The sequence below is a fragment of the Microbulbifer halophilus genome (assembly GCF_026183675.1).
Classification (GTDB): Bacteria; Pseudomonadota; Gammaproteobacteria; order Pseudomonadales; family Cellvibrionaceae; genus Microbulbifer; species Microbulbifer halophilus.
Genome location: NZ_JAPIVK010000003.1, coordinates 1 through 25,165 on the forward strand (window position 1 = coordinate 1; position 25,165 = coordinate 25,165).

At 62.5% G+C, this 25,165-nt stretch carries 22 protein-coding genes; 14 read left to right on the top strand and 8 right to left on the bottom strand.

Annotation, left to right across the window (positions count from 1 at the left end):
- Positions 1–405, bottom strand: a 405-nt coding sequence (locus OQE62_RS02075; protein ID WP_265720330.1) for a DNA-processing protein DprA, incomplete at its 3' end; no start/stop codon positions are given.
- Positions 406–496: 91 nt separating this feature from the next.
- Positions 497–1,564, bottom strand: a complete 1,068-nt coding sequence (locus tag OQE62_RS02080; RefSeq protein WP_265720331.1) for a LysM peptidoglycan-binding domain-containing protein — start codon at positions 1,562–1,564, stop codon at positions 497–499.
- A gap of 216 nt (positions 1,565–1,780) precedes the next feature.
- Between OQE62_RS02080 and def the strand changes: the two genes are divergently transcribed.
- The 6 genes from def to OQE62_RS02110 all read left to right on the top strand — a co-directional run bounded on the left by def (position 1,781) and on the right by OQE62_RS02110 (position 8,719).
- On the top strand, positions 1,781–2,287 hold the full coding sequence (gene def, locus OQE62_RS02085) for a peptide deformylase (protein WP_265720332.1): 507 nt from the start codon (positions 1,781–1,783) through the stop codon (positions 2,285–2,287).
- 66 nt (positions 2,288–2,353) lie between these two features.
- Complete coding sequence (fmt, locus tag OQE62_RS02090) at positions 2,354–3,313, top strand: methionyl-tRNA formyltransferase (protein WP_265720333.1); 960 nt, start codon at positions 2,354–2,356, stop codon at positions 3,311–3,313.
- The gene (gene rsmB, locus OQE62_RS02095; protein ID WP_265720334.1) at positions 3,314–4,618 is read left to right on the top strand and encodes a 16S rRNA (cytosine(967)-C(5))-methyltransferase RsmB; all 1,305 of its coding nucleotides are present in this window, start codon (positions 3,314–3,316) and stop codon (positions 4,616–4,618) included.
- A 61-nt stretch (positions 4,619–4,679) separates the two neighbouring features.
- Positions 4,680–6,065, top strand: a complete 1,386-nt coding sequence (gene trkA / locus OQE62_RS02100) for a Trk system potassium transporter TrkA (protein ID WP_265720335.1) — start codon at positions 4,680–4,682, stop codon at positions 6,063–6,065.
- Positions 6,066–6,527: 462 nt separating this feature from the next.
- Entirely contained in the window at positions 6,528–7,979 is a 1,452-nt protein-coding gene (locus tag OQE62_RS02105; RefSeq protein WP_265720336.1) for a TrkH family potassium uptake protein, read from the top strand.
- Between the two features lie 107 nt (positions 7,980–8,086).
- Positions 8,087–8,719, top strand: coding sequence for a glutathione S-transferase family protein (locus OQE62_RS02110; protein ID WP_265720337.1), 633 nt, complete (start codon positions 8,087–8,089; stop codon positions 8,717–8,719).
- Here the strand turns inward: OQE62_RS02110 and OQE62_RS02115 are convergent, their stop codons facing one another.
- Positions 8,720–9,604 carry a lysophospholipid acyltransferase family protein gene (locus OQE62_RS02115; protein WP_265720338.1) on the bottom strand — a complete coding sequence of 295 codons (885 nt, stop codon included), beginning with the start codon at positions 9,602–9,604 and terminating at the stop codon, positions 8,720–8,722.
- Between the two features lie 189 nt (positions 9,605–9,793).
- On the opposite strand from OQE62_RS02115, the gene glyQ reads away from it, so the two are divergent.
- The 5 genes from glyQ (at position 9,794) to gmhB (ending at position 14,250) form a co-directional block, all read left to right on the top strand.
- Positions 9,794–10,750 (top strand): glycine--tRNA ligase subunit alpha, encoded by a 957-nt coding sequence (gene glyQ, locus OQE62_RS02120; protein WP_265720339.1) that lies wholly within the window; start codon positions 9,794–9,796, stop codon positions 10,748–10,750.
- Positions 10,750–12,831, top strand: coding sequence for a glycine--tRNA ligase subunit beta (gene glyS / locus OQE62_RS02125; RefSeq protein ID WP_265720340.1), 2,082 nt, complete (start codon positions 10,750–10,752; stop codon positions 12,829–12,831). The genes glyQ and glyS overlap by 1 nt, the downstream gene beginning before the upstream one ends.
- Before the next feature lie 98 nt (positions 12,832–12,929).
- Entirely contained in the window at positions 12,930–13,247 is a 318-nt protein-coding gene (locus tag OQE62_RS02130) for a DUF4160 domain-containing protein (RefSeq protein ID WP_265720341.1), read from the top strand.
- Positions 13,228–13,485, top strand: coding sequence for a DUF2442 domain-containing protein (locus OQE62_RS02135; protein WP_265720342.1), 258 nt, complete (start codon positions 13,228–13,230; stop codon positions 13,483–13,485). The genes OQE62_RS02130 and OQE62_RS02135 overlap by 20 nt, the downstream gene beginning before the upstream one ends.
- 213 nt (positions 13,486–13,698) lie before the next feature.
- Positions 13,699–14,250 carry a D-glycero-beta-D-manno-heptose 1,7-bisphosphate 7-phosphatase gene (gene gmhB, locus OQE62_RS02140; RefSeq protein ID WP_265720343.1) on the top strand — a complete coding sequence of 184 codons (552 nt, stop codon included), beginning with the start codon at positions 13,699–13,701 and terminating at the stop codon, positions 14,248–14,250.
- A 119-nt stretch (positions 14,251–14,369) separates the two neighbouring features.
- Here gmhB and OQE62_RS02145 read toward each other — a convergent pair whose 3' ends face one another.
- The gene (locus OQE62_RS02145; protein ID WP_265720344.1) at positions 14,370–14,711 is read right to left on the bottom strand and encodes a winged helix-turn-helix transcriptional regulator; all 342 of its coding nucleotides are present in this window, start codon (positions 14,709–14,711) and stop codon (positions 14,370–14,372) included.
- Positions 14,712–14,894: 183 nt separating this feature from the next.
- Between OQE62_RS02145 and OQE62_RS02150 the strand changes: the two genes are divergently transcribed.
- From OQE62_RS02150 to OQE62_RS02160, 3 genes are all read left to right on the top strand, one after another.
- Positions 14,895–15,998 (top strand): NAD(P)H-dependent flavin oxidoreductase, encoded by a 1,104-nt coding sequence (locus OQE62_RS02150; protein WP_265720345.1) that lies wholly within the window; start codon positions 14,895–14,897, stop codon positions 15,996–15,998.
- A gap of 5 nt (positions 15,999–16,003) precedes the next feature.
- Positions 16,004–16,612: a glutathione S-transferase family protein gene (locus tag OQE62_RS02155; RefSeq protein WP_265720346.1), complete on the top strand. Its 609-nt coding sequence runs from the start codon at positions 16,004–16,006 to the stop codon at positions 16,610–16,612.
- Between the two features lie 333 nt (positions 16,613–16,945).
- Complete coding sequence (locus tag OQE62_RS02160) at positions 16,946–19,924, top strand: S8 family serine peptidase (RefSeq protein WP_265720347.1); 2,979 nt, start codon at positions 16,946–16,948, stop codon at positions 19,922–19,924.
- 137 nt (positions 19,925–20,061) lie between these two features.
- Here OQE62_RS02160 and OQE62_RS02165 read toward each other — a convergent pair whose 3' ends face one another.
- The 4 genes from OQE62_RS02165 to OQE62_RS02180 form a co-directional block, all read right to left on the bottom strand.
- On the bottom strand, positions 20,062–20,403 hold the full coding sequence (locus OQE62_RS02165) for a hypothetical protein (protein ID WP_265720348.1): 342 nt from the start codon (positions 20,401–20,403) through the stop codon (positions 20,062–20,064).
- A 50-nt stretch (positions 20,404–20,453) separates the two neighbouring features.
- Positions 20,454–21,809, bottom strand: coding sequence for a serine hydrolase domain-containing protein (locus OQE62_RS02170; RefSeq protein WP_265720349.1), 1,356 nt, complete (start codon positions 21,807–21,809; stop codon positions 20,454–20,456).
- Positions 21,810–21,854: 45 nt separating this feature from the next.
- Positions 21,855–23,333, bottom strand: coding sequence for an alpha/beta hydrolase (locus OQE62_RS02175; protein WP_265720350.1), 1,479 nt, complete (start codon positions 23,331–23,333; stop codon positions 21,855–21,857).
- Positions 23,334–23,402: 69 nt separating this feature from the next.
- Positions 23,403–25,157, bottom strand: coding sequence for an ankyrin repeat domain-containing protein (locus OQE62_RS02180; protein WP_265720351.1), 1,755 nt, complete (start codon positions 25,155–25,157; stop codon positions 23,403–23,405).
- Positions 25,158–25,165: the final 8 nt, after the last annotated feature.

The following is a 25,165-nucleotide window of genomic DNA, read 5'->3' on the forward strand; positions in this document are numbered from 1 at the left end:
GTTTTCGAGCCCCGCGCGGCTGGCGCGGCGCGCGCCCACCACGGCGATCTGCGGCAGGTGCAGCGCCTCCGCGCGGCCGCGCAGGTAGAGGACCGGGGGCGGGCGCGAGATCTGTGCCAGCAGTTCCGGATAGTCGTCGGTGCCGGCGTGCAGCAACCGCACGCCGGCATCGGCACAGCGGGCGCGCTCCGCTTCGGCCCACTGCCACAGTTCGCTGCGATGGCCGCGGCGCTCGAAGTCGAGCCACCGGGACTGCGCCCGTTCGGGCAGTTTGCGCAGTAGGGGTTCGGGAAAAGACTGCAGGCCGGCGGCGGCGTCGCCGAAGTGTTCCAGCAACTGCCAGTAGCGGGCGGGGCCCAGGCCTTCCAGTCTCAGCAGGGCCAGTGTGGCGGTGAGCGCATCCATGCGGTTACCGGTTAAGTTGTGATTGGAGTGCGGGGGCGAGGGGGGCGCCCTCTCCCCCGGCCCCTCTCCCGTGGGAGAGGGAAGCTATCTGTCAGGGGTTGCGAACCAGGTCCATGACTTCCAGCGGGCGGTCCGCTTCCAGTATCAGCGCCAGGCTCATTTTCTCGAAGGTGCGGAACACCATCATCACGCCGGCGCGCTCGTCCGGCAGTTTCACGGTATCGCGCTCGATGCGATCGCGCACGGTGGCACCGCGCTTGTAGATGGCCAGTACATGGCCCGGCTGCAGGCCCTCGCGGGCGCCACGGTTGACGGCCACCACATCGAACTTGGCGATCTGGGTGACGCCCTCTTCCACGCCCATGATGACCCCCTCCACTGGCCCCGGCGGCGCCCCGGGCTGGAAGAGCGCGGCGATGGAGCGCTCCTCCACCGGCAACAGGCGGTCTTCGAGGCGGATCTCGCGGGAGGTGCGGGTCACCTGCATGGTGGCGACGGAAAAGTCCTCGCGGTTGTCCGGATCCAGCTGGTAGAGATCCGCGTTGCCCACATCCAGCGCTTGCATACCCAGCACCTCGCCGGTGTAGGGATCGGTGTACACCTCGCCCGGGCGGTAGATACCATAGGAGGCCAGCGGCTCGCTGAAATCGCCGCGGGCGTAGATCTTCTCGCCGGCGCCCATGAGGATGCGCTGGTCGTCGCCGGAAATCACGTAGGGCGTACCGCGGAAGGCGTCCGGCCCGACGATGCGGGTGCGGGACAGGAAGGCGTTGATCGCGTCCAGCGGCACCGCCGGAATCGCGTCGCCCACCGCCTCGCGGCGCACGCGCGGGCGCAGGCTGCCGTTCGCCGCCGGGCTCAGCTTGTAGGCGTCGGGGCCCCGCTCAAGCTGGATCTGCGGCTCGCCGTCCACGTACACCAGGCGCAGGCGGTCGCCGGGATAGATCAGGTGGGGGTTCTCGACCTGCGGGTTTACCTGCCAGATTTCCGGCCAGTACCAGGGCTGGGCGAGAAACTGCCCGGAGATATCCCAGAGGGTATCGCCCTTCTGGACCACATAGACATCCGGGTGGTCGGGATTGAGGCGCACCTGATCCTGTGCCTGGATGCCGAAGGTCGCCGCCAGTAATACGGCCGCGGCCAGGATTATTTTTTTCATGGAAGCATTCCTATGCTTTATAGTCGCTATCGCTTGGGCTCTTTATCGCTATAATTCACAGCGCCGGGCCGCTGTGCCGCCGCGCAATGGCGGGTGTGGCTGGAGTCTGACGCAGGCGTCAGTAGAAAATAAGACTCCAAAATCGGCAAATATCGAGCGCGATCATTATGTTATCAGCGCAAGTTCCACGATTACTAGAAGTTTGTCACAGGTGTTATGGCCAAACTCGAGATACTTGAATTCCCCGATCCGCGTCTGCGCGAAGTCGCCAAACCGGTCGACAAAGTGACCGACGAACTGCGCCAGCTGGTGGACGACATGTTCGAAACCATGTACGAGGCCCCCGGCGTGGGCCTGGCGGCCACCCAGGTGAACGTGCACAAGCGCATCGTCGTGATCGACGTCTCCGAAGACCAGAGCGAACCGCTGGCGTTCATCAACCCCGAAATCGAGGTGCTGGACGAGGAGATCCACCAGTACGACGAGGGCTGCCTGTCGGTCCCCGGCTTCTACGAGACGGTGGAACGCCCGCGCAAGGTGCGTGTCAAGGCGCTGGACCGCGAAGGTGAAACCTTCGCCATGGAGGCCGAGGGCCTGCTGGCGGTGTGCATCCAGCACGAGGTGGACCATCTGAACGGCAAGCTGTTCGTGGACTATGTGTCGCCGCTGAAGCGCAACCGCATCCGCTCCAAATTGGAGAAAGCCCAGCGCAAGCGCGCCTGACGCGCGCCCCGCACCGGAAAATACCCCGCCGCCGGCCTCCCCCGGCGGCTTTTTTATTTCGAGCCTATGACCCAGCCACTGAATATCGTCTTTGCCGGCACGCCGGACTTTGCCGCCGTGCACCTGCAGGCGCTGCTCGACAGCCCGCACCGGGTAATCGCCGTCTACAGCCAGCCGGACAGGCCCGCCGGGCGCGGCAAGAAACTGCTGGCCAGTCCGGTCAAGCAGCTGGCGCTGGCGCACGAACTCCCCGTTTACCAGCCCGAAAGCCTGCGCGACGAATCCGCGCAGGCAGAACTGCAGGCGCTGGGCGCGGACCTGATGGTGGTGGTGGCCTACGGCCTGATACTGCCGCAGGCGGTGCTGGATACACCGCGGCTGGGCTGCGTGAATGTACACGCCTCGCTGCTGCCGCGCTGGCGCGGCGCCGCGCCCATCCAGCGCGCCATCGAGGTCGGCGACGCCGACAGCGGCGTCGCCATCATGCAGATGGCGGCGGGCCTGGATACCGGCCCGGTGCTGGTGGAGTGCCGCTGTCCGATCGATGCCGACGACACCGGTGGCAGCCTGCACGACAAACTCGCCGCGCTGGGCGGGCCGGCACTGCTCGACGCCGTGGCGCAACTGGCCGACGGCACCGCCGAACCGCACCCCCAGGACGACACCCGGGCCACCTACGCCGGCAAGATCAGCAAGGGGGAGGCCCAACTCGACTGGAGCCGCCCGGCGGAGGAACTGGAACGCCGGATCCGCGCCTTCAATCCATTCCCGGTCTGTTGGACCAGCTACGAAGACAAAAAGGGTAAGCAGCGCCTGCGCGTCTACAGCGCACAACTGGAAAGCGGCGACGGCGCGCCGGGCACCGTCCTCGCCGCCGGCGACGAGGGCATCCTGGTGGCCTGCGGCCGCGGCGCCCTGCGCCTGCAACTTCTGCAACTGCCGGGCAAAAAGGCCCTGCCGGCGGCGGAAATCCTCAAAGGTTACCGGGCGCAGTTCGCCCCCGGCGTGCAACTGGGCGGTGAATAGATGAGTGAAGATGTGCGCGCGGAAGCGGCGCAGGTACTGGGCGATCTGCTGGAACAGCGGGGCTCCCTGGCGCGGCTGCTGCCGCGCGCCGAGGACAGTGTCACCGAGCGCGACCGCGGCCTGCTGCGGGAACTCTGCTACGGCGGTGCGCGCACCGCGCCGCGACTGCAACTGCTGGCGGAAAAACTGCTGCGCAAGCCACCCGCGGACCGGCGCGTGCGGGCGCTGATCCTGCTGGGCCTCTACCAACTGGAATACACCCGCATTCCCGATCACGCCGCCATTTCCGCCACCGTCAACGCCGCGCGCGCGCTGGAACTGGACCGCGCCACCGGCCTGATCAACGGCGTGCTGCGCAATGCCCAGCGCAGCCGCGAACAGCTGCAGCGCAAGCTGTCCGGCAACCCGCAGTTCAGCTCCATGCACCCGGCCTGGCTGCAGCGGCGGATCAAGGCCGCCTGGCCCGCGCGCGCCGCCGATATCTTCCGCGCCAACAACACCAATCCGCCCATGACCCTGCGGATCAACGCCGCCAGAACCGGCCGCGATACCTACCTGCAACTGCTGGCCGATGCCGGTATCGACGCCGGCGCCTGCCGTATCTCGCCGGTGGGCATCCAGCTGGCCGAGGCCCGCGCGGTGGGCGAGTTGCCGGGCTTCGCCGAGGGACTGGTGAGCGTACAGGACGAGTCCGCGCAACTGGCCGCACTGCTGCTGGCGCCGCAGGCCGGCGAGCGGGTGCTGGACGCCTGCGCCGCACCCGGCGGCAAGAGCGGCCACCTGCTGGAGCAGCAGCCGGATATCGCCCTGAGCGCACTGGATATCGACGAGCAGCGGCTCGATCGGGTGGCCGGGAATCTCTCTAGGATCGGCGCGGAGGCGGAACTGGTCTGCGCCGACGCCGCGGAGGTCGACGCCTGGTGGGACGGCGAGCCCTTCGACCGGATCCTGCTGGACGCACCCTGCTCCGCCACCGGCGTGATCCGCCGCAATCCGGATATCAAGCTGCTGCGACGCGAGGAAGATATCGCCCAACTGGCGGAGTTGCAGGCGCGAATACTGCGCGCCCAGTGGCGGCTGTTGAAGCCCGGCGGCAGCCTGCTGTACGCCACCTGCTCCATCCTGCCGGCGGAAAACACCGAGGTAGTGGCACGCTTCGTTGCGGAGACCGGGGATGCGCGCGACAATACGCCGCAATTGCTGGGCGGGGAGCCTTGGGGAGAGCCACAGGCGGCGGGTATGCAGCTGTTCCCACAGACCGATGGTGGGGACGGTTTCTACTACGCTCTGCTGCAAAAGTCGTAGGGTGCGCCGTGCGCACCGCCCAACTTCTTCGGCCAGAATAAAAAACCGGCTGTAAACGCTTATGAAAATTGTCATTCTCGGCGCCGGCCAGGTAGGCGGTTCACTGGCGGAAAGCCTGGCCTCGGAGCGCAATGATATTGTGCTGGTGGACACCGCCGAGAAAACGCTGCGCGAACTGCGCGACCGCATCGATATCGGCGTGGTTATCGGCCAGGCATCCCACCCGGATGTACTGCTGGACGCCGGCATCGAGGACGCGGATATCCTGGTGGCGGTCACCAACAACGACGAAACCAATATGGCGGCCTGCCAGATCGCCCACTCGCTGTTTCGCGTGCCCACCAAGATCGCGCGTATCCGTTCCGCCTCCTATCTCAAATACCCGCAGCTGTTCGACACCCAGGCCATCCCCATCGACGTACTGATCAGCCCGGAGCAGCTGGTATCGGAATATATCGCGCGGCTGATGGAGTACCCGGGCGCATTGCAGGTACTGGATTTCGCCCACGGCCGCGTACAGCTGGTGGCGGTGCGCGCCATCCAGGGCGGTCCACTGGTGGGGCACCAATTGAGCTACCTGCGCCAGCATATGCCCAAGGTGGACACCCGCGTGGCGGCCATCTATCGCCGCAACAGCCCGATTATTCCCCAGGGGGACACGGTGATCGAGGCCGGCGACGAAGTCTTCTTCATCGCCGCGCGCGCGGATATCCGCGCGGTGATGAGCGAACTCCGCCGGCTCGAACAGGGCTACAAACGCGTCACCATCGCCGGCGGCGGCAACATCGGCCTGCGCCTGGCACGCAAGCTGGAGCAGCGCTACTCAATCAAAATCATCGAGCAGAGCCACGAGCGCTGCGTCTTCCTATCGGAAGAGCTGTCCAACAGCATCGTGCTGCACGGCAGCGCCTCGGAGCAGGACCTGCTGCTGGAAGAGAATATCGAGGACACCGATGTGTTCCTGGCGCTGACCAACGACGACGAGGCCAACATCATGTCGTCGCTGCTGGCCAAGCGCCTGGGCGCGCGCAAGGTCATGACACTGATCAACAACCGCGCCTATGTCGACCTGGTACAGGGCGGCGAAATCGATATCGCCATCTCGCCACAGCAGAACACCATCGGCAGCCTGCTGACCCACGTGCGCCGCGGCGACATGGTCAATGTGCACTCACTGCGCCGCGGCGCCGCGGAAGCCATCGAGGTGATCGCCCACGGCGACAGCCGCACCTCCAAGGTGGTGGGCAAAAAGATCGAGGATATCGACCTGCCGGAGGGCGCGGCCATCGGCGCCATCGTGCGCGAAACCGACGGTGGCAGCCAGGTGCTGATCGCCCACGACGATGTGGTGGTGGAAACCAATGATCACGTGATCGTGTTCCTGGTGGATCGCCGCCATACGCGGCACGTGGAGCAGTTGTTCCAAGTGGGGTTCAGTTTTTTCTAAAGACCGGGCGCTCGGGACTTTCAGTGGGGTGCGCTGTGCGCACCGCCCGGCAAACGGCATGGATCCATGGTGCGCACAGCGTACCCTACGGCTGGAAAAGAATATCGGGGCCAGATGTGAAGGCCCTGCTGCCGGTGGCTGTTTGAAAAACGATTGACTCGGGACATCCATGTCCCTCGCCCTTCGGGCGCCTGCGGCATCCAAATCGGCGGTCCTGCCGATTTGTGCCGATGAGGCTGTTGAGCAAACAGCCACCGGCAGCAGGGCCGCTCTGAATCATCTTACGGGCGCAGGATCGTCCCGGATCAGCTTACGGAGCACAGCGGGGCAACCCCCGCGCNAGCAGGGCCGCTCTGAATCATCTTACGGGCGCAGGATCGTCCCGGATCAGCTTACGGAGCACAGCGGGGCAACCCCCGCGCTACAACAATCTCTTTAACAACAGCGGGCTAGACGGCACCGATGCGAATAGCGGTAATTGCGCGAATTTTCGGAATCTTACTGACGGTGTTCAGCCTCACGCAACTGCCGCCGATCGCCGTGTCCCTGTGGTATGAGGACGGCACCCACACCGCCTTTACCGCCGCTTTCGTGATCACGCTGGTTACCGGCCTGTTCATGTGGTTGCCGGTACACGACCTGCGCCAGGAGCTGCGCACCCGCGACGGCTTTGTGGTGACCTCCCTGTTCTGGCTGGTACTGGGCAGCTTCGGTGCCCTGCCGCTGATCATCAGCCCATACCCGGCGCTGGGTATCACCGATTCCATCTTCGAGTCCATCTCCGGGCTGACCACCACCGGCGCCACGGTAATTACCGGGCTCGACGATCTGCCGCCAGCCATTCTCTACTACCGCCAGCAGTTGCAGTGGTTCGGCGGTATCGGCGTGATCGTGATCGCGCTGGCAATTCTACCCATGCTGGGGATCGGCGGCATGCAGCTCTACAAGGCGGAAATTCCCGGACCGGTAAAAGATACCAAACTGACACCGCGCATCGCCGAAACCGCGCGCGCACTGTTCGTGATCTATATCACTCTCACCCTGCTCTGTGGCCTGGGTTACTGGTGGGCCGGCATGACCGCGTTCGACGCCGTGGGCCACGCCTTTTCCACCGTCGCCAACGGCGGCTTCTCCACCCACGATGCCAGCATGGGTTTCTACGCCAACAACCACGCGATCATGGCCATCTGTATCGTGTTCATGTTTACCGCGGCAATCAACTTCGGTTTGCACTTCATCGCCTTTCGCAGTCGCGGCCTGTCCCACTACTGGCGCGACTCCGAGTTCCGCTTCTATGTAATCCTGACCCTGTCCGCGGCATTGCTGATCAGCTGCTACCTCTGGTACCTGGGCACCTTTACCCCCACCGGCAGCTTCCTGCACGGCTTTTTCCAGGTGGTGTCTATCGGAACCACCGCCGGCTTTGCCTCGGAGAGCTTCTATGCCTGGCCGGCTTTTCTGCCCTATGTACTGCTGATGCTGGGTATTCTCGGCGCCTGTGCCGGCTCTACTTCCGGCGGCATCAAGGCAGTGCGCGGCATGCTGATCCTGAAATCCGGCCTGCGCGAGTTGAATCGCCTGGTACACTCCAACGCCGTGGTGCCGATCAAGGTCAACCGCAAGATAGTGCCGGAGCGGGTCACCGACGCCGTGTGGGGGTTTTTCGCCGTCTATATCCTGTCGTTTTTCGTGCTGACGGTGATCGTGATGGCTACCGGGGAGAATTTCGTGACGTCATTTTCCACCGTTGCCTCCTGCCTGAGCAATATCGGTCCCGCCCTGGGCGAGGCCGCCGCTCACTACGGCTCGGTCAACGAAGTGGCCAAGTGGTTCCTGGTCCTGGCGATGCTGATGGGTCGCCTGGAAATCTTCACCCTGCTGGTATTGCTGACCCCGGCCTTCTGGCGACACTGAAACGGGAGGCCAACCCCGCAACCGGCACCTTTGTGGAATAGTCAGAGCCGATTTTTTCTGCCAGAGTCAGTCCTTACAGGGAGTGGCAATAGTGGAGACCGTACCGGATGGCCGAACAACCGACTCTCTACGCCGCCAAAGGTGGCGGCTCCGCAATCATCGAGGCGCTGTTTGCTCTCGCGGGAGTGGATTGCAAGGTCCGTTATTTTTCCTGGGAGGAACTGCCCGATGATGAATTGCTGGCGGTAAACCCGCTGGGGGAAATTCCCGCTCTGCGCCTGCCGGGCGGCGAGGTGCTCACCGAGACCGCCGCCATCACCCTGTGGCTGGGCGACGGGTTTCCCGATTCCGGCCTGGTACCATCGGCCGGCGACCCGCGCCGCAACCAGTTCCTGCGCCACCTGATCTGGCTGGTGGCCGCGGTCTACCCCACTTTTACCTACAGCGACCACCCCGAGCGCTTTGTGGCAGATCGCGAGGGCGCGCAGTCGCTGTACGATTCCACCGAGCGGCGCCGGCAACAGCTGTGGCGCCAGCTGGAAGCGGAACTGGAAGGTCCCTGGCTCTGCGGTGGGGCAATGACGGCGCTGGATGTCTTCATTGCCGTAATGAGCTCCTGGCGGCCGCAGCGCGATTGGTTTGCCCGGGAGTGCCCGACACTTTTCACCATCGCGCGGCAGGTGGATCGATTGCAGCCCCTGCAGCCGGTCTGGCGCGACAACGGGTTGCCACAGTCCTGATCAACTCTTCCGGTAAATACGGCTCCTGCCTTCCGGCTGCTTCCTGAAACGCTTGTACTCCCACTGGTACTGCTCCGACGCCTCGGCGATGCAGGCTTCCACACCGCGGTTCATGGCCGCCAGGGACACTTTGGTCTCACCGCTGTAGATCGCCTTTTCCGCCGGCAGGAACACCAGCTCGAAACCGTCTTCCACCCGCTTGCCAAAGCCGAACACACAGCGGCAGCCGGTGCGCTGCAGCAGGTTGTGGGCCAGGGTCATGGTCAGCGCCGGCTTGCCGAAGAAGGGCGCGAAGTCGCCGCCCATATCCGGTTCCTGGTCTGGCAGTACCATGGCGATACCGCCGGATTTCAGCGCCTTCAGCAGCGCGCGCACACCGTGCATATTGGTGGGCACCATGCGCGCGCCGGTGGCCTCGCGGCCGGCGCGGATAATCGGGTCCAGCGCGGCGATTTTCGGCGGCGCATAGAGGGCCGTCGACGGCCCCAGGGTCGCCAGGTACATGCCGAAGATCTCCCAATTGCCGGTGTGGGGCATCAGCACCAGTACGCCGCGATCGTCGCCGATCTCCTCACATAGCAACTGCTGGTTGCGCACCCGCACAATGCGATCCTCGCTGCGGCTCCAGGGCTGGCGCCACAGGGTGGCGACCTCGCAGCCGGTCATGGCAGTACTGACCACACTGCGCCGCGCCAGGCGCTCGCGCTCCGCCGGATCCATGCCCGGATAGCACAGCGCCAGGTTGATACGGCTGAGGCGCAGGCTGTCGCCGCGGGTCCAGACCGCGACCTTGCCGACGATCCAGCCCAGCCGGCGCGACCAGCGCAACGGGAGTTTACCGACCAGCTTCAGCGACGAGGCGGCCAGCCAACCTTTTATATCCAATGCAACTACTTCCCAATGACTGAATCCAATGCGGGATTTGCGGGACAGCCGGTCCCGCCTTCAAAGTATGGGGCCCAGACGGCCGCGGCGCCTTTAGTGCGCCACCCGCTGCCGCTATAATTGCGACCCTTTGCCCGCAGCCACCCGACGGGGCGGTGCGGTTCGAACACAAGCTATCCGGAGAACGCGGTGTCCAAGCAATACGACCTCAGCACCTTCCAGGGATTGATCTTTGCCCTGCAGGACTACTGGGCGCGCCAGGGGTGTGTCATTCTACAGCCTCTGGATATGGAAGTGGGCGCCGGCACCTTCCACCCGGCCACCTTCCTGCGCGCCATCGGCCCCGAGACCTGGAACGCGGCCTACGTGCAGCCCTGTCGCCGCCCCACCGACGGCCGCTACGGCGACAACCCCAACCGCCTGCAGCACTACTATCAGTACCAGGTGGTGATGAAGCCGTCGCCGGACAACATCCAGGACCTCTACCTGGACAGCCTGCGCGCCATGGGTGTGGACCCGGCGGTGCACGATATCCGCTTTGTCGAGGACAACTGGGAGTCCCCCACCCTGGGCGCCTGGGGCCTGGGCTGGGAGGTGTGGCTGAACGGCATGGAGGTGACGCAGTTCACCTACTTCCAGCAGGCGGGCGGCCTGGAGTGCTTCCCGGTCACCGGCGAGATCACCTACGGCCTGGAGCGCATCGCCATGTACCTGCAGGGCGTCGAGTCCATCTATGACCTGATCTGGACCCGCAACCCGGACGGCAGCCCGGTCACCTACGGCGACGTCTTCCACCAGAACGAGGTGGAGATGTCCCAATACAACTTCGAGCACGCGGACGTGGAATTCCTGTTCGCCACCTTCGACCACTGCGAGCGCGAGAGCGCCCGCCTGATCGAGCTGGGCCTGCCGCTGCCCGCCTACGAACAGGTGATGAAAGCCTCCCACGCCTTCAATATGCTGGACGCGCGCCACGCCATCTCCGTGACCGAGCGCCAGCGCTATATCCTGCGCGTGCGCACCCTGGCCCGCGCCGTGGCCCAGGCCTACTACGACGCGCGCCGCAGCCTCGGCTTCCCGCTGGCTGCAGAACACATTCGCAATGAAATGAATCTGGTCGAATCCTTAGAGGGGGGAGAGAAGTAATGGCTCAGGATTTTCTGGTAGAGCTGGGCACCGAAGAGCTGCCCCCCAAAGCATTGCACACCCTGACGACCGCCTTCGCCGAGGGTATCGAACAGGGACTCAAAGGCGCGGAGCTGGCATACGGCGCAGTGAAAGCCTACGCCGCACCGCGACGCCTGGCGGTGGCCGTGTCCGGCCTGGCCGACAAGCAGGACGACAAACAGATCGAAAAACTGGGCCCGGCCGTCAAGGCCGCCTTCGATAGTGACGGCAACCCCAGCAAGGCCGCCGAAGGCTTCGCGCGCAGCAACGGTGTCACCATCGACCAGCTCGAGCACAGGGACACCGACAAGGGCGAGCGGCTGGCATTCGTCAGCGAGCAGAAAGGCGCTGAAACCACGCGCCTGCTTGGCGATATTGTCAGCCACGCGTTGGCCAAACTGCCGATTCCGAAGCGTATGCGCTGGGGCGATTCCCGCGAGGAATTCGTGCGCCCGGTACACTGGCTGCTGATGCTGTTCGGCAACAGCGTGGTCGACGCCGAGGTACTGGGCCTGAAGGCCGGCAATACCAGCCGCGGCCACCGCTTCCACTGCAACCGCGAGCTGGAAATCCACTCGGCGCAGGACTATGTGCAGAAGTTGCGCGAGCCGGGTTACGTGGTGGTCGATTTCGCCGAGCGCCGCGAAATCATCCGCGAGCAGGTCACCTTTGAAGCCAACAACGTCAACGGCGAGGCGGTGATCGACGACGACCTGCTGGACGAGGTCACCGCGCTGGTGGAGTGGCCGGTGGCACTGACCGGTCGCTTCGAGGAGCGCTTCCTGGACGTGCCCGCCGAGGCGCTGATCTCGTCGATGAAGGAGCACCAGAAGTATTTCCACGTGGTGGACGGCGATGGCCAGTTGATGCCCTTCTTTGTCACCGTCTCCAATATCGAGAGCACCGACCCGGTGCAGGTGATCCGGGGCAACGAGCGGGTGATCCGCCCGCGGCTCGCCGACGCCGCCTTCTTTTTCGATACCGACAAGAAAACCGGCCTGGAAGCGCGCCGGGAAAAGCTCAAGCAGGTGATATTCCAGAAACACCTGGGCACCGTCTACGACAAGACCGAGCGCCTGGCGACACTGGCACCGAAGATCGCCGAACGCACCGGCGCCAACCCGGACTGGGCCGAACGCGCCGCCAGACTGTGCAAATCGGACCTGGTCACCGAGATGGTGTTCGAATTCGCCGACATGCAGGGCATCGCCGGCTACTACTACGCGGAGAACGACAAGGAACCGCTGGAAGTGGCCAAGTCCATGTACGAGCAGTACATGCCCAAATTCGCCGGCGACCAGCTTCCGACCAGCGATACCGGTACCGTCATCGCGCTGGCGGATCGTCTCGATACGCTGGTGGGTATCTTCGGCATCGGCCAGCCGCCCAGCGGCTCCCGCGATCCCTTCGCCCTGCGCCGCGCCAGCCTGGGGATCATTCGCATCCTGGTGGAGAAAAAGCTCGACCTGGACCTGCGCCACTTGCTGGAGCAGGCCCGCGACAACTACCCGCGTACCGCACTGGGCGAGTACAACAGCGTGGTCGACGAGGCGCTCAACTATATCCTCGAGCGCTTCCGCGCCCGCTACGAAGATCAAGGCATTTCCGCCGAGGTGTTTATGGCAGTGGCCGCGCGCAAACTGTCGCACCCGCTGGATATCGACAACCGCGTACACGCGGTGCACACCTTCAGCCAGCTGCCGGAAGCGGCGGCCCTGGCCGCGGCCAACAAGCGCGTGTCGAATATCCTCGCCAAACTGGACGGCCCGGCGCCCACCGAAGTGGACGAGAGCCTGCTGCAGGAAGACGCGGAAAAGGCACTGCATGCGGCGGTGAAGGACGCCCGGCAACAGGTGGACCCCCTGTACGCAGACGCCCTCTATACTGAGGGCCTGGCCGGGCTCGCCGGACTGCGGGAAACCGTCGACAACTTCTTCGACCGGGTAATGGTCATGGCCGATGACGAAAAACTCCGCAACAACCGCCTGGCGCTACTGGCACAGTTGCGGGATCTGTTCCTCGAGGTGGCGGATATCTCGCTGCTGGCGCCGGCGAGATAGAGAAAGTAAACTGCTGTGGCGGGGACTTTCAAGTAAGCTCCCGCTACAGCCTGCTCTGTTACGCACATCAACTTAGCGACGATACATAAGGAAATGTAATGCCAAAACTCTACCAGTATCTCGAAATAACACTTTTCTTCTACAGCAATGAGCATGAACCTATTCACGTTCATGCCAAACACGAAGGCCGGGAGAGTAAAGCCGAAATACATTTTTTTCATGGAAAAATTAAAGAAATCATTATTAAGGATAAGGGGCGGGGGTTAGACACCAAGAAACGAAAGGAATTTGAAGAGTTCGTGAACGTTTATGCGGAAGAGATAGTAGAAAAGTGGGTTGCTTACTTTGTAAGGAAGCAGCCAATAGCTCCCAAAGTAATCACGCAGCGAGTTAAAAATGTCAGAAATTTCGGTTGAATCCGCAAAACACCTCAAGTCTCATATACTGGAGATCGAGTTCTCTGACGGTTATAAGCAGATTGTCGATTTTGCACCATTTATTTTTTCTGTCGGGCACCCCGACTACGAAAAATACAAGTCTGAATCCGCTTTTCTGGATTTTGAAATAATTGACGGCAACTTAAACTGGGACGACTATACAATGATTTTCCCGGTTGAAGATCTGTACACAAACAACATACTTAAGAATAAATAGCCGCTTATTGCTATAGGACAGTCTTTTCCCTCTCACAATCGCAATACCCCGAAATTTTTGAGGAGCACGAGAGAGTCTGGTGAAAAGGTAAGATTGCTGTTGAAATCCCTGAAAGAAAAAGCTATTAGCCAGTACGGCGTAGGTATCGTCAACTCCCGAGAATCCTTGTAAGCAAACGGAAGCACAAGCGCAAACAGGTGGTGTAAAAACTTAATGGCAATCATCGTTCTCGACCGCGACGGCGTCATCAACCAGCAGACGAGTGACCATATCACCAGCCTGGACGAATGGGTGCCCGTACCCGGCAGCATCGAAGCCATGGCGGACTTGAGCCGCGCCGGCTACCAGCTGGCGATCGCCACCAACCAGGACGGCCTGGCCCTGGGCCTGCTCGATCTCGACGACCTGGAAGCCATCCACGCCAGACTGCGCACACTGGTGGAAGACGCCGGCGGCGAAGTGGCCGGCATCTTCTACTGCCCCCACGGCGACGCCGACAACTGCCGCTGCCGCAAGCCCAGGACCGGGCTGCTGGACGTGATCGAGGCGGAATTCGATACCAGCCTCCACGGCTGCTATATGGTCGGCGACCGGCTCAAGGACCTGCAGGTGGCGCTGGCCAAGGGTTGCAAACCGGCACTGGTAAAAACCGGCTGCGGCAGCGATACCCTGCAGCAACTGATCGACGAGCCGGATGAGCGGCTGGCAGATACGGCCGTCTTCGATGATCTGGCGGCATTTGCAGATTACCTGTTGCAGGGGTGATAGCCAGAGGCTCGAATACCGGGAAATATCCATTGCCGCCCCGCACACCAGCCAGCCGAGACAATAGTCTTATCGCCCGCCAGTGCCGATATGTCCTGCGGCCCCAGGGCTGAGACCCCTCACCCCCGCTCCTTCAACCGATGCCCCACCCGCACTATCGCCTCGATCGCCGGCTTCAGTTCCGCCCCCAGTTCGGTCAGGCGGTATTCGACACTGGGCGGCGATGTGGGCATGACCTCGCGTATGACCACGCCGCGGGATTCCAGTTGTTTGAGGCGCGTGGTCAGCATCTTGGCAGAAATGCCGTGGATATCTTCCTTCAATTCACTGAAACGCCGCGGGCGCCGGCTCAGGAACCAGATGATATTCGGTGTCCAGGCGCCGCCTATCACTTTCATGCACTCGCCGATGGGACAGGCCGGCGGCGGCGCCTCAACGGGATTTTTTCTGCGCGGCAGCATGGCATTACCTATTCGCTGGCTGGAGACAGGGATTGTACCGGCGTTCTCTTCAGGTTACCTGCCAATCACATGGTTACCTTGCAGTAACCCCTAATTTTAGTTACCAACTATCCTCTAGTATACTTTGGTAACCTTCATGGCTAGACTCCTTCCCGAATCACACAAGCAGGGGTCAGCAACACCATGTGGGAAAACAATCCCGTTACCCGAGCGCTGGGAATTCAGCAGCCGATTTTTCAGGGACCTTTCGGCAGCGGCCACTCCAGCGCCGAGCTGGCGGCGGCGGTTTCCAACGCCGGCGGCCTCGGCGCCTACGGCGCGCACCACCTGTCCGGAGAGCAGATACTCGCACTGGCAGCGGATATCCGCCGCCGCAGCGAGCGGCCTTTCAACCTGAACCTGTGGGTGCCGCGATCGGCCGAGTGGGGCCGGCCGATGGATGAATCCCGCGAGACCGCCTACCTGCAACAATTGAAGCCCCTATTCGAGCAGCTCGACCTGTCGCCGCCGGCAAGCGCCGGCAACCCGCTGCACGATTTCAACGAACAGGTGGAAGCGCTGTTGGAGGCGCGGCCCGCGGTCTTCAGTTTCGTGTTCGGCATTCCCGAACGATCTATCCTGGACCGCTGCGCCGAGCGCGGTATCGTCACCCTGGGCGCAGCCACCTGTGTTGCCGAGGCGCGGGCGCTGGAAGACGCCGGCGTCAATATGGTGGTGGCCTCCGGACTGGAGGCCGGCGGCCACCGCCCCGCCTTCCTCGAGGAGCCGCAGCCGAGCTCGCTGCTGAGCACCTTTGCCCTGCTGCCGCGGGTTCGCGATGCAGTTTCGATCCCGGTGATTGCCGCCGGAGGTATCGGCGACGGCCGCGGTGTGGCCGCCGCCTTTGCGCTAGGGGCGGACGCCGCGCAGGTTGGTACCGCCTTCCTGGGCTGCGATGAATCCGGCGCAAGTACTCTGCACCGCTCCCTGCTGCGGGATCCCGAGGGATGTGACACGGTACTTACCCGCGCCGTTTCCGGCCGCCTGGCGCGCTATATCCGCAACCGCCTGACCGAATCCGCAGATCAGTGGCCGGACCCGGCCCTGTCCTACCCGTTACAACTGTCGTTGACGCGGCCGCTGGCAAAGGCCTCCGTCGACCGCGGTAGCGCCGACTTCGCCACCATGGCCGCGGGCCAGATCGCCGGCCTGTCACGCCACCGCCGCGCGGCTGAGCTGATGGCGTCACTGATTGCCGACAGTACGCTGCATACCAATTCACCCGACCCGGAAACCACCGAGGAGTAAATCCCATGTACAAGCTCTACTATATGCCCGGCGCCTGTTCCCGCGCCGTCCACGCGCTGCTCAACGAACTGGAGCAACCGGTGGAACTGATCCCGCGGGATTCCGCCGCCGACTTCCGCCAGCTCAACCCGACCAACCAGGTGCCGGTACTGGTGGACGGCGACCTGGTGCTACGCGAAGGTAGCGCCATAGTGCTGCACCTGTTGGAAAAACACCGCAGCCCCACGCTGCCGGACGATTCCCGCCAGCGGTCCGAGTTTTACCAGTGGCTGCTGTTTGCCAACGCGACCCTCCACCCGGCCTACAGCCTGCTGTTTTTCGCCAAGCTGGGACTCGAGGGCGATGCCGCCAGGAAAGAGGTGTTCGACAAGGGTGCCGCACGCCTGTCGGCACTGTGGGATAGCGTCGAGGAGAGGCTGCGGGACAAACCCTTTATTTTCGGCGACACGCCCACCGCAGTGGATATGATGCTGGCGGTCTACGCCGACTGGAATCAGCACTTTCCGGTGGAAATAGCACTGGGCGACAGCACCCGGCAGATGATCGCCCGCGTGCAGGCGCATCCTCCGTTCTCCCTCGCCGTTGAGCGGGAGCGGGACGCCGCCGTCGCCTGACCGCCGCTTTCACAGGGGGAGCCGACGGCTCCCCTTCTTTTTTCAGGCTCTCTGTTTACCCTTTTCTCCCCCGGCCTCCCGGAAAATCAACAAGAAAATCATTGTCGCGCCAACGGATTGATTTGCACGCCCCCCTGCAGTAAAAGCGAAGAACAGGAAGGTTAGTCCGAATTTTTCTGTTTTTTAGTAGATAAAATTCGGACAAGGAAGGTTTGAAGGACCAGACCTGCTACACGCTGCCAACGGGCTTCACCGAATCCCATTACTGGCGGCTCCCCTCCTTTGATCGCTTCCGTTCCTGAAAACCCAATAACTACAACGGGACATATCTTTATGAAGTTTACAGCCATTTCCTCGCTGATCGCGGGGCTACTACTGTCTTTCGCCAGTGCGGCGGATCCCGCACCGGTACCCGATCTCCACAAGGAGCGGAAAATCTATATCGTGCAGCTGGCCGAGAAACCTCTCGCCGCTTATCGCGCGCAACTGCCAAGCCTGGCCGCCGCCCAGCCGCGCGCCAGCGGCCGTATAGATCCGCAGAGTGCCGAGTTTCGCGGCTATTCGGCATTTCTCCGCTCGCGCCGCAACGAGGTGCTCTCTTCCATTTCCGGGGCGCGCAAAATCCACGACTACGAGGTGGTTTTTAACGGTTTCGCTGCACAGATTACCGGCAAGCAGGCGGAGCAGTTGCGCGCGCGCAAGGACGTGCTCGGCGTGTGGGAAGATGAGCTGCTCAAGCCGCAGACCGATTCCACACCGGATTTTCTTGGCCTGACCGGTGTTTTCGGGCCCTGGCTGTGGGGTTTCACTGGCGAGGACGTGGTGGTCGGCGTCATCGACAGCGGCATCCACCCGGAACACCCGAGCGTCGTCGATATGCCGACGCGCAAGCGCGGCAATCGCGGCCGCAAGATGCCCTACGGTCCGGCACCAGAGGACTTTACCGGCGCGGGTTGCGATTTCGGCAATACCGCGTTCAATCCGGACGACGCACCCTTCGACTGTAACAATAAGCTGCTCAAGGCCGAATCCTTCTCGGAATCCTTTCTCAGCCTGAACACCCTGGCGGACTACGAGTTCCTGTCCGCCCGCGACGCCGACGGTCACGGGACCCACACCGCCACCACCGCCGCCGGCAACTACGGCGTCGAGTCCTCTCTCGGCGGCACCGTCAGCGGCATGGCGCCGCGGGCACGACTGGCCGTTTACAAGGTCTGCTGGGATGCGCCCGATCCGGATGACAGCGGCTGCTTCTCGTCGGACTCCATGGCCGCCATCGACCAGGCGGTGGCCGACGGTGTCGACGTAATAAACTTTTCCGTCGGCGGCAGCAGCACCGCCTTTACCGGTCCCGACGACCTGGCATTCCTGTACGCCGCCGACGCCGGGGTCTTCGTCTCCGTTTCCGGCGGCAACAGCGGCCCGGGATCCGAGACCATCGGCACACCATCCGGCGCTCCCTGGGTTACCTCCGTGGCTGCCGCCGAGGACAATCAGAACTTCGGCACCGGCCTGCAGCTGGATGTGCCCGCCGAAGTAGCAACCATTTACGAGGGCCAGGAAGGCAGCGGTCCGGTCACGCTGGCCGATAGCGGCGCCATTTCCAGCGACGTGGTGGCAGCAGAACCACTGGAGGCCTGCAGCACGCTGACCAATGCATCGGCCATTGAGGGGCAGATCGCACTGGTCATCCGTGGCGCCTGCTCTTTCACCGAGAAGTATGACTATGCCGCCGCGGCCGGCGCCCGTGCCATCGTCGTCTATAACGACGGCACCGCAGCGGACCGCATAGACCCGATTGTAATGTCGGCGCCGGAGACCACTATTCCGGGCATCATGATCCGCCATCCGGACGGTGAATTGATCGCCTCCACCACCGATACCGCCGGCACACTGAGTCCCGAGATTCAGGTTCCGCGCGAGGATCGCGTAACCGGCTTCTCATCCCGCGGCGCCAATGCCGGCGCACCGGATATCATCAAACCGGATGTGGCGGCGCCCGGTGTCGGAATCATCGCCGGAACATCGCCGGTCTCCAGCGGCGGCAACCTGTTCGCGGCCCTGAGCGGCACCTCCATGGCCAGCCCGCACGTCGCCGGCGTGATGGCTCTGCTGAAACAGGCGCACCCGGACTGGACTCCGGCAATGGCCAAGTCGGCACTGATGACTACCGCGCGCGCCGACCTGCAGAAATCCTTCGGTCCGGAAGCGGCGGATCCGTTCGATATGGGGGCCGGAGCCATCGAGCCGGGAGGCGCAATGGTTCCCGGGCTGGTTTATAACGCAGGCTTTTACGATTACCTGGCCTTCTTCTGTGGCGCCGAACGCCAGTCCCCGCCCTTCGATCCCTCTCTCTGTGCGTCTCTGGAAGAAGCCGGATATTCCCTTGATCCCAGCGATCTCAATCTGTCTTCAATCGGCATCGGTTCACTGATCGGAACCCAGACCGTGACACGCACTGTTACCAGCGTATTGCCGGGAACCCATCATTTCTGGGCATCGGTTGACGCACCGGCAGGCATTGATGTTTCCGTATCTCCGGCGGTCATCCGGCTCGCGGAAGGCGAATCGGCGACGTATCGGATTACCTTCTCGACAACGGCCGATACCACCTTCGGCGAGTGGAGCTTCGGCGCCCTTACCTGGAAGTCTTTTGGTAACTTTATCCAGGTGCGCAGTCCCATCGCGGTCAATCCGACACCCATGGCGGCGCCGGGTCAATTGCAGTCCAGCGGAACGGATGGCTCCCTGAGCTTCAACGTGGATTTTGGATATGAAGGCCCCTATGAGGTTTCCATAGCCGGGCTGGTCGAAGCCCAAACCACAGTAAGTGCAGTGGAAGACGGCTCGAAAGATGAAATCTTCTTTGAACTTGCACCGGGTAAAAATCTGCTGAGGCTGGCTCTTTACGATGAAAACGTAGGTGCAGGCGACGGGTCAGACGATATAGATATGGAGCTTCTTTATCAGCTCGACTCTGATTTTGTCTTGATTGGTGCGAGCGGCTCACCGACTTCAGAGGAGTCGATCGACATAGCCAATCCGCCACCCGGGCAGTACAAAGTCGTTGTCAAGGACTTTGCCACTGCAGCTGGAGCGACGCCCTATACACTGTTCAATTATGCCATTGGCAATGAAGACACGGGCAATACAGCAATCGATGCCCCAGAAAACTCCAATCCGGGCGGCAGCGGTACTGTTACAGTGAACTGGTTTGATTTGAGTCCAGACACCCGCGCGCTGGGCATACTGGAGCACAGCGACGGCGGTGCGCCCTTCGCGCAGACGGAAGTCATGATCGACACCCAGTAACCCGCCCTATGAAGATCCCCTCCAGGCGGGGGGATCTTTTTTCCCATCGATATCCCGCTGGTTCTATTTCGAGCTTTCCCAACGCAGATGGGCGTTTTGGCGCAGCGAGCTGTTACAGAATTTTGCGCTCGGCCCACTTATGGGCCTTTGCGCACGACCCCCGTGCAGACAACACCTTCATTCTCGCCAAGATGAACCCGGTACTGTTGCTTGTCGTACTGGACCACCGCCCTGTAGCCGGACTCGATCGAGGGCAGGTAGCGGCGCCCGGGTTTCGGGCAGCCAAGGCTGGAATCCTGCCACTGTGCAGGCTGTAGGTCGAGCAACTGTAACTCTGCGGCGCTCACATCGAGATGGTCGGCGGCGACCTGGAGCGCCCGCTGTTTGACGGTGCGGTATTCGTCGTCCGGGATTTGCGCCGTCGCGTGCAGTGCGAAAAGTGCAGCGACAAGCAGCGGCCCGAAGATGTGGCGAGCCATGGCAGTTTTCTCCGCGCGCGTATTTCCAGTAATCGATAGATTTCCGTTATTTATAGTCTCGCCACCGCCCGCTTGGCCACTCTTTCCGGTCGGCGTTGCGGCGACGGTCCGGTGTCCGATAGCGCCGCCGTACCGGTGCAGCTTCCACCGCCCGCGCGGATAAATTCGGCCGCAATCCGCTCTGAGATGCGGCCAAAATCCCAGAAGACCCCGGTTTTGCGGTTGATATTCACCGCGATCGCCATCTTGTAATCCGGCATCAGCATCAGCCAGCTCTGGCCACCGCGGGAAACACCGCCGTGATTGGCATTGGGCACTGCACCGACACCCGGCACTTCCAGTTGGGCAATGCGCCAGCCGAGCGCGTATTTCTGTGGATTTATGTCGCCGCTGGCGGTTTTCTGCGGCGTCCAGAACTGTGCGCGAACCTCCGGCGCCAGGTAGTCGTCATCGAAATAGAGACTGCCGAATTGCACCAGCTCGGTCGGCGTCGACACAAAACCGCCGCCGGGCAGCCGGTGGCTCAGATCCACATCCCGCCAGGGGCGCAGCCGGTGCGCGTCGCCGGGCTGGCGGTTGCTTCTGTAGGGCGTGGCGATACGGTTTCTGCTGTCACCGCCCACCGGCGCGACGATGGTGGCGCTCATGCCCGCTGGCTCGAATACCTGTTTGCGCAGCACCTGCAGGTAACTCTGCTGTTCCACTGCACCGATAGTTGCACCGAGCAGCACCGTATCGAAAGTGCTGTAGTGAAATTCCGTGCCCGGCTTGTTAACCAGCGGAGTTTCGTCGAAAACCTCCAGCGCATCCACCATATTGTCGTAGTGCTTGCGCAGCGCCAGTGTGTGATAGAGACCATCCCAGTCGCGATTCTCCTTGTACTCCGGCATGCCCGCCATATGCGAGGCCAGCTGGCGCGGTGTGAGCTTTTCCCAGGCCGGGTTGGGCAGCGGCTGCAGGTATTCGGAGATGGGGGTATCCAGTTGCATGCGACCGGATTGCACCAGGCGCGCCAGCGCCGTGGCGGTCAGGGCTTTCGAGGTGCTGCCGATACGAAAGCGCGTCGCCGGGGTGGCCGGCGTTTTCGATTCGACATTCTCCCAACCGGCAGCGCCAGCCCAGACGACTTTTCCGCACTGTGCCACCGCGGCACCGATGGCCGGAGATGCTATTTTCTGCCGGTGTTTTTCAATCGCCCGCAGCGAAAGACTGGCGGCCTCCGCGTACACTGGATCGCGCAGTTCCTGTACGGACGGCGCCTCCGGCGGCATTTCCAGCCAGCCGAGCGGCGGCAGCGGCACGGCGCCCTTGCTGTAGGCGAAGAACTGGTAGACGGGCCACAGCAGCCAGGCCAGTAACAGCATCAGCGACGCCACCGGAAGCAGCAGCCATTTTCTTTTTATCACGAGAGTTTCCTTTTTTGTGGTTTTCCAGGCCCAGCCGGGTGACATTCACTCATTCAGCGGTGCCATATTCGGCAGGCTGACTGTGATGCTGGTCTTTTTTATCGGTCGGCTTTCCATAAATCGATCGATAACCTGCTGGACTTCAGTGGATGCCATAAACAGGTTGTGGCCGGCGTTTTCCACCGTGACGCCTGTCAGCTCGGTGAGCCCGGATACCGCCTTTCTCTGGCTCTCGAGAGTGGTCCTTCCATCCAGGGTGCCGCTCAACAGCAGTACCGGGACATCGCTTGCCGGTGCTGTGCGGAAGCTTTGGCCCAGATCCAGCTCCGGCGCTATGCCATCGTAGTGGTAGGAAAAATTGAGGTAGTCTTTCAACAGCGACGATCCGGCCTGCCTGGCAATTTTGGCCTTGCGGTTTGCGTCTATGCCGGAGGCGATATCCATGGCCGTTGGCATGGCGTCCATGGAGATCGGCTCGCCCGGTTTTAGAAACGCATCCGGGAAGTAGCGCGCGGGCACCGTAGCGAAATCGGGTTTGCCACCTCGACCCAGGGTGCGGTAGAAATCCAGCAACCTGGCGGCGCTTTTCGGGTCGGCAATAAAGCTCGACGCGATCAGCTGCATATCCCGCCGCTGCAACAGGTAATCGACTCTGCTGCCATCCCTCCGGGTCATTTGCATCGGCAGCGGCTCTCTATCCAGCTTGCGGTGTACACGACGCATCAGGTCCTCGATATCGGGATAGGCTTCCCTTGCAGCGGGCTGGCTGTTGATCGCAGTCTGCAAGCGCTCCAGATAGGCGTCGGTGCGGGCGGGGAGCCTGACCGCCTGATGCAGCCCCTCGGCGCTGGAGATAATCACTTTTTCGATCCTGTCTTCCATCTCCTTTAACGCCGCCAGGGCCAGGTGGCTGCCGTAGGAAGTGCCCCAGAGTACGATTTTCCCGGCACCGAGATGTCGGCGCAGCGCATCCAGGTCGCGGGCATTTTCGACGGTATTGTAACCGGCGAGATCGACGCCACTTTCGCGCCAGAAGGCCAGGCACTCCCGCAGTGCTTCGCGGTGGTATTCGATATAACGGCGATCGGACACCGGGATTGTGGATGGGATGGCCTGTCCGGAGCGGCATGTCGGCAGAACGTCAGATGCGCCTGTGCCTCGCTGGTCCAAGGCGATGACGTCGCCATACTCGCGCAGGGCCATAAACATGCCGAAGCGGTAGTTTACCGCCGCAATCCCGGAACCACCGGGGCCGCCGGCGAGATAGACGATGGACGCACCGGCTTGTTCACCCGTTGCCGGGAAGCGCACATATTTGATGGGAATGGCACGGCTCTGTTTCTTGTTCCCGTTTTCCGGCACGGAAAAGGAACCGCGGTAGCGGTCCGCTTTCTGTTTGCTCCAGGTTTCAAAGGTAAACTTCTCCTCCCCTTTGAGCGGTGTAGAAAGTGCTGGCGGGCATCCGCAGAGGGAGACGGCGAACGCGAGCAGAAAGGATAACAGTTGGACTTCTATTGTCTGCATTTTTGCCGGCATCCCTGACGGAGTTGTTACGGATTCCTTCCTGAAAAACTACTTTCCCACAGGAGGCTTTTATTCGGCGGCGCCCATGGCAACCAGGTACTCGCGTATTTGCGAACTGCCCGCCCGGTTCAGCGGCGTCCTGTACTCATCGCCGTCGGCCCTCACGCCCAGGTTCACATCCGCTCCGTTTTGCACCAGGAAGCGAACCATCTCGAAGTGGCCGTGGTGAGCGGCGTTGATCAGCGGCGTTTCATCGGTCGACACAACGCCATTGATATCCGCACCCCGCTGGTAGAGTTGTCGGGCGATTTCCAGATTGCCGGTCATGGCCGCGGCGATCAGCGGGCTGCCATCCCATTTGGCTGATTGATTGACGTCGGCACCCCAGTCGATCAGTTGCTCCACCATGACCTGGTGACCGGAACGGATGGCGACAATCAGCGGTGTACCGTCCCTCGGTACTGCGGCATCCAGATCCGCACCGCGCTGGTGGAGCAACTTCGCCAGCTCCAGTCGGTTGTGCCGGGCCGCGGCGATCATCGGGTTGCCGTCACCGAGGGCGGGCAGGTTGACATCCGCACCGGAGCGGATCAGGAATTCCGAAATTTCACGGTTGTTCTCGCGCACCGCCTCTATCAGGGCGGTGCCCTCTCCCAGCACCGGGGTATTGATATCGAGGCCGTTGCTCTGCATTTCCCTCAGCGTCTGCATGTCACCCCTGCGGACCACCGCCATCATTCGCTCGCCTTCGGCGCGAGACAGGCCGGAGGCATATGCGGGTCGATCGGTGATGGACGCCAGATTCAGGCGCGGTGCGTATTCCCCGGCAACGCCCAGGCTGGCGATGGCAAGCGCGGAACAGGCGGCTGCGATCGCCAACCACTTCGGCTTTTTTTCATTCCTGAATTTCAGCGCGGCATTAATTCTCTCTGCCAGGTCCTTCTTTTTTCGGAACAGGCCCATGGCCAGCACACTCTGTCGCCGGGTAATCATCAACTCGGCGCAATCGAGCAGGGACTGCGCGAAGCGCTTGCCACTTCCCAGCATTCTGGCCGCGCGCAGATCGCAGGCCAGTTCCCGCGAAACATGAATCCTGCGATTGATCAGCCGCACCAGCGGGCTCCACCAGAACACAATCGCAACCAGCTCCTGCAGCGCGCCGACCCAGAGATCCCGGCGCCGGATATGGGCCCACTCGTGCAGAAGGATCGGTGCCAGTTGTCCACTGTCGAATTTTTCCGTAAACACTTCTGGCAGCAGGATCACCGGCTTTATAAACCCGGCGGCCATGGGCGCGTCGATGGCGTCGGAAACCAGCAGCGGGCAGCGAATCGCCGCCGGACGGCTACCGCTGTGGCGGATAGCGGTTTTTATCAGCCAGCGGGTACGCTGCGCCGAGCGCAGCAGGGCGCCCGCGCGCCAGACTGCGCCCAGCAGCCAGATCGACAGCAGCGCATAGACACCGGTTGCGGCTCTTTTCACCCAGCGGCCCGGCAGCGCCCGGGCATGGGCCTCACCGGCGGACGGGACTGCCGCCGCGTTGTCTGCTGTCCGGACCTTGTCGGCAATTGGCGCCGGGGTGCCGGTCTGCAGTGGCGAGGTCTGTGCGGCCTGGGTAGCGGCGACGCCCGGCTGTGTCGCCGGCGCCAGCGATAAAAAGGGCACCAGTACGCAGATGGCCAAGGCGGTGGTCCAGAGCCAGCTTTGCAGTTCGGCGTTCAGGTTCCACAGCCGATTGACTGCCAGCAGCGCCAGGATCAAGCAGGTCCCGATCAGCAGGTGGCTCAACGTAAAGGTGGTAAAGAGGTTCAGTTCGAAAAGCATGGGGTGGC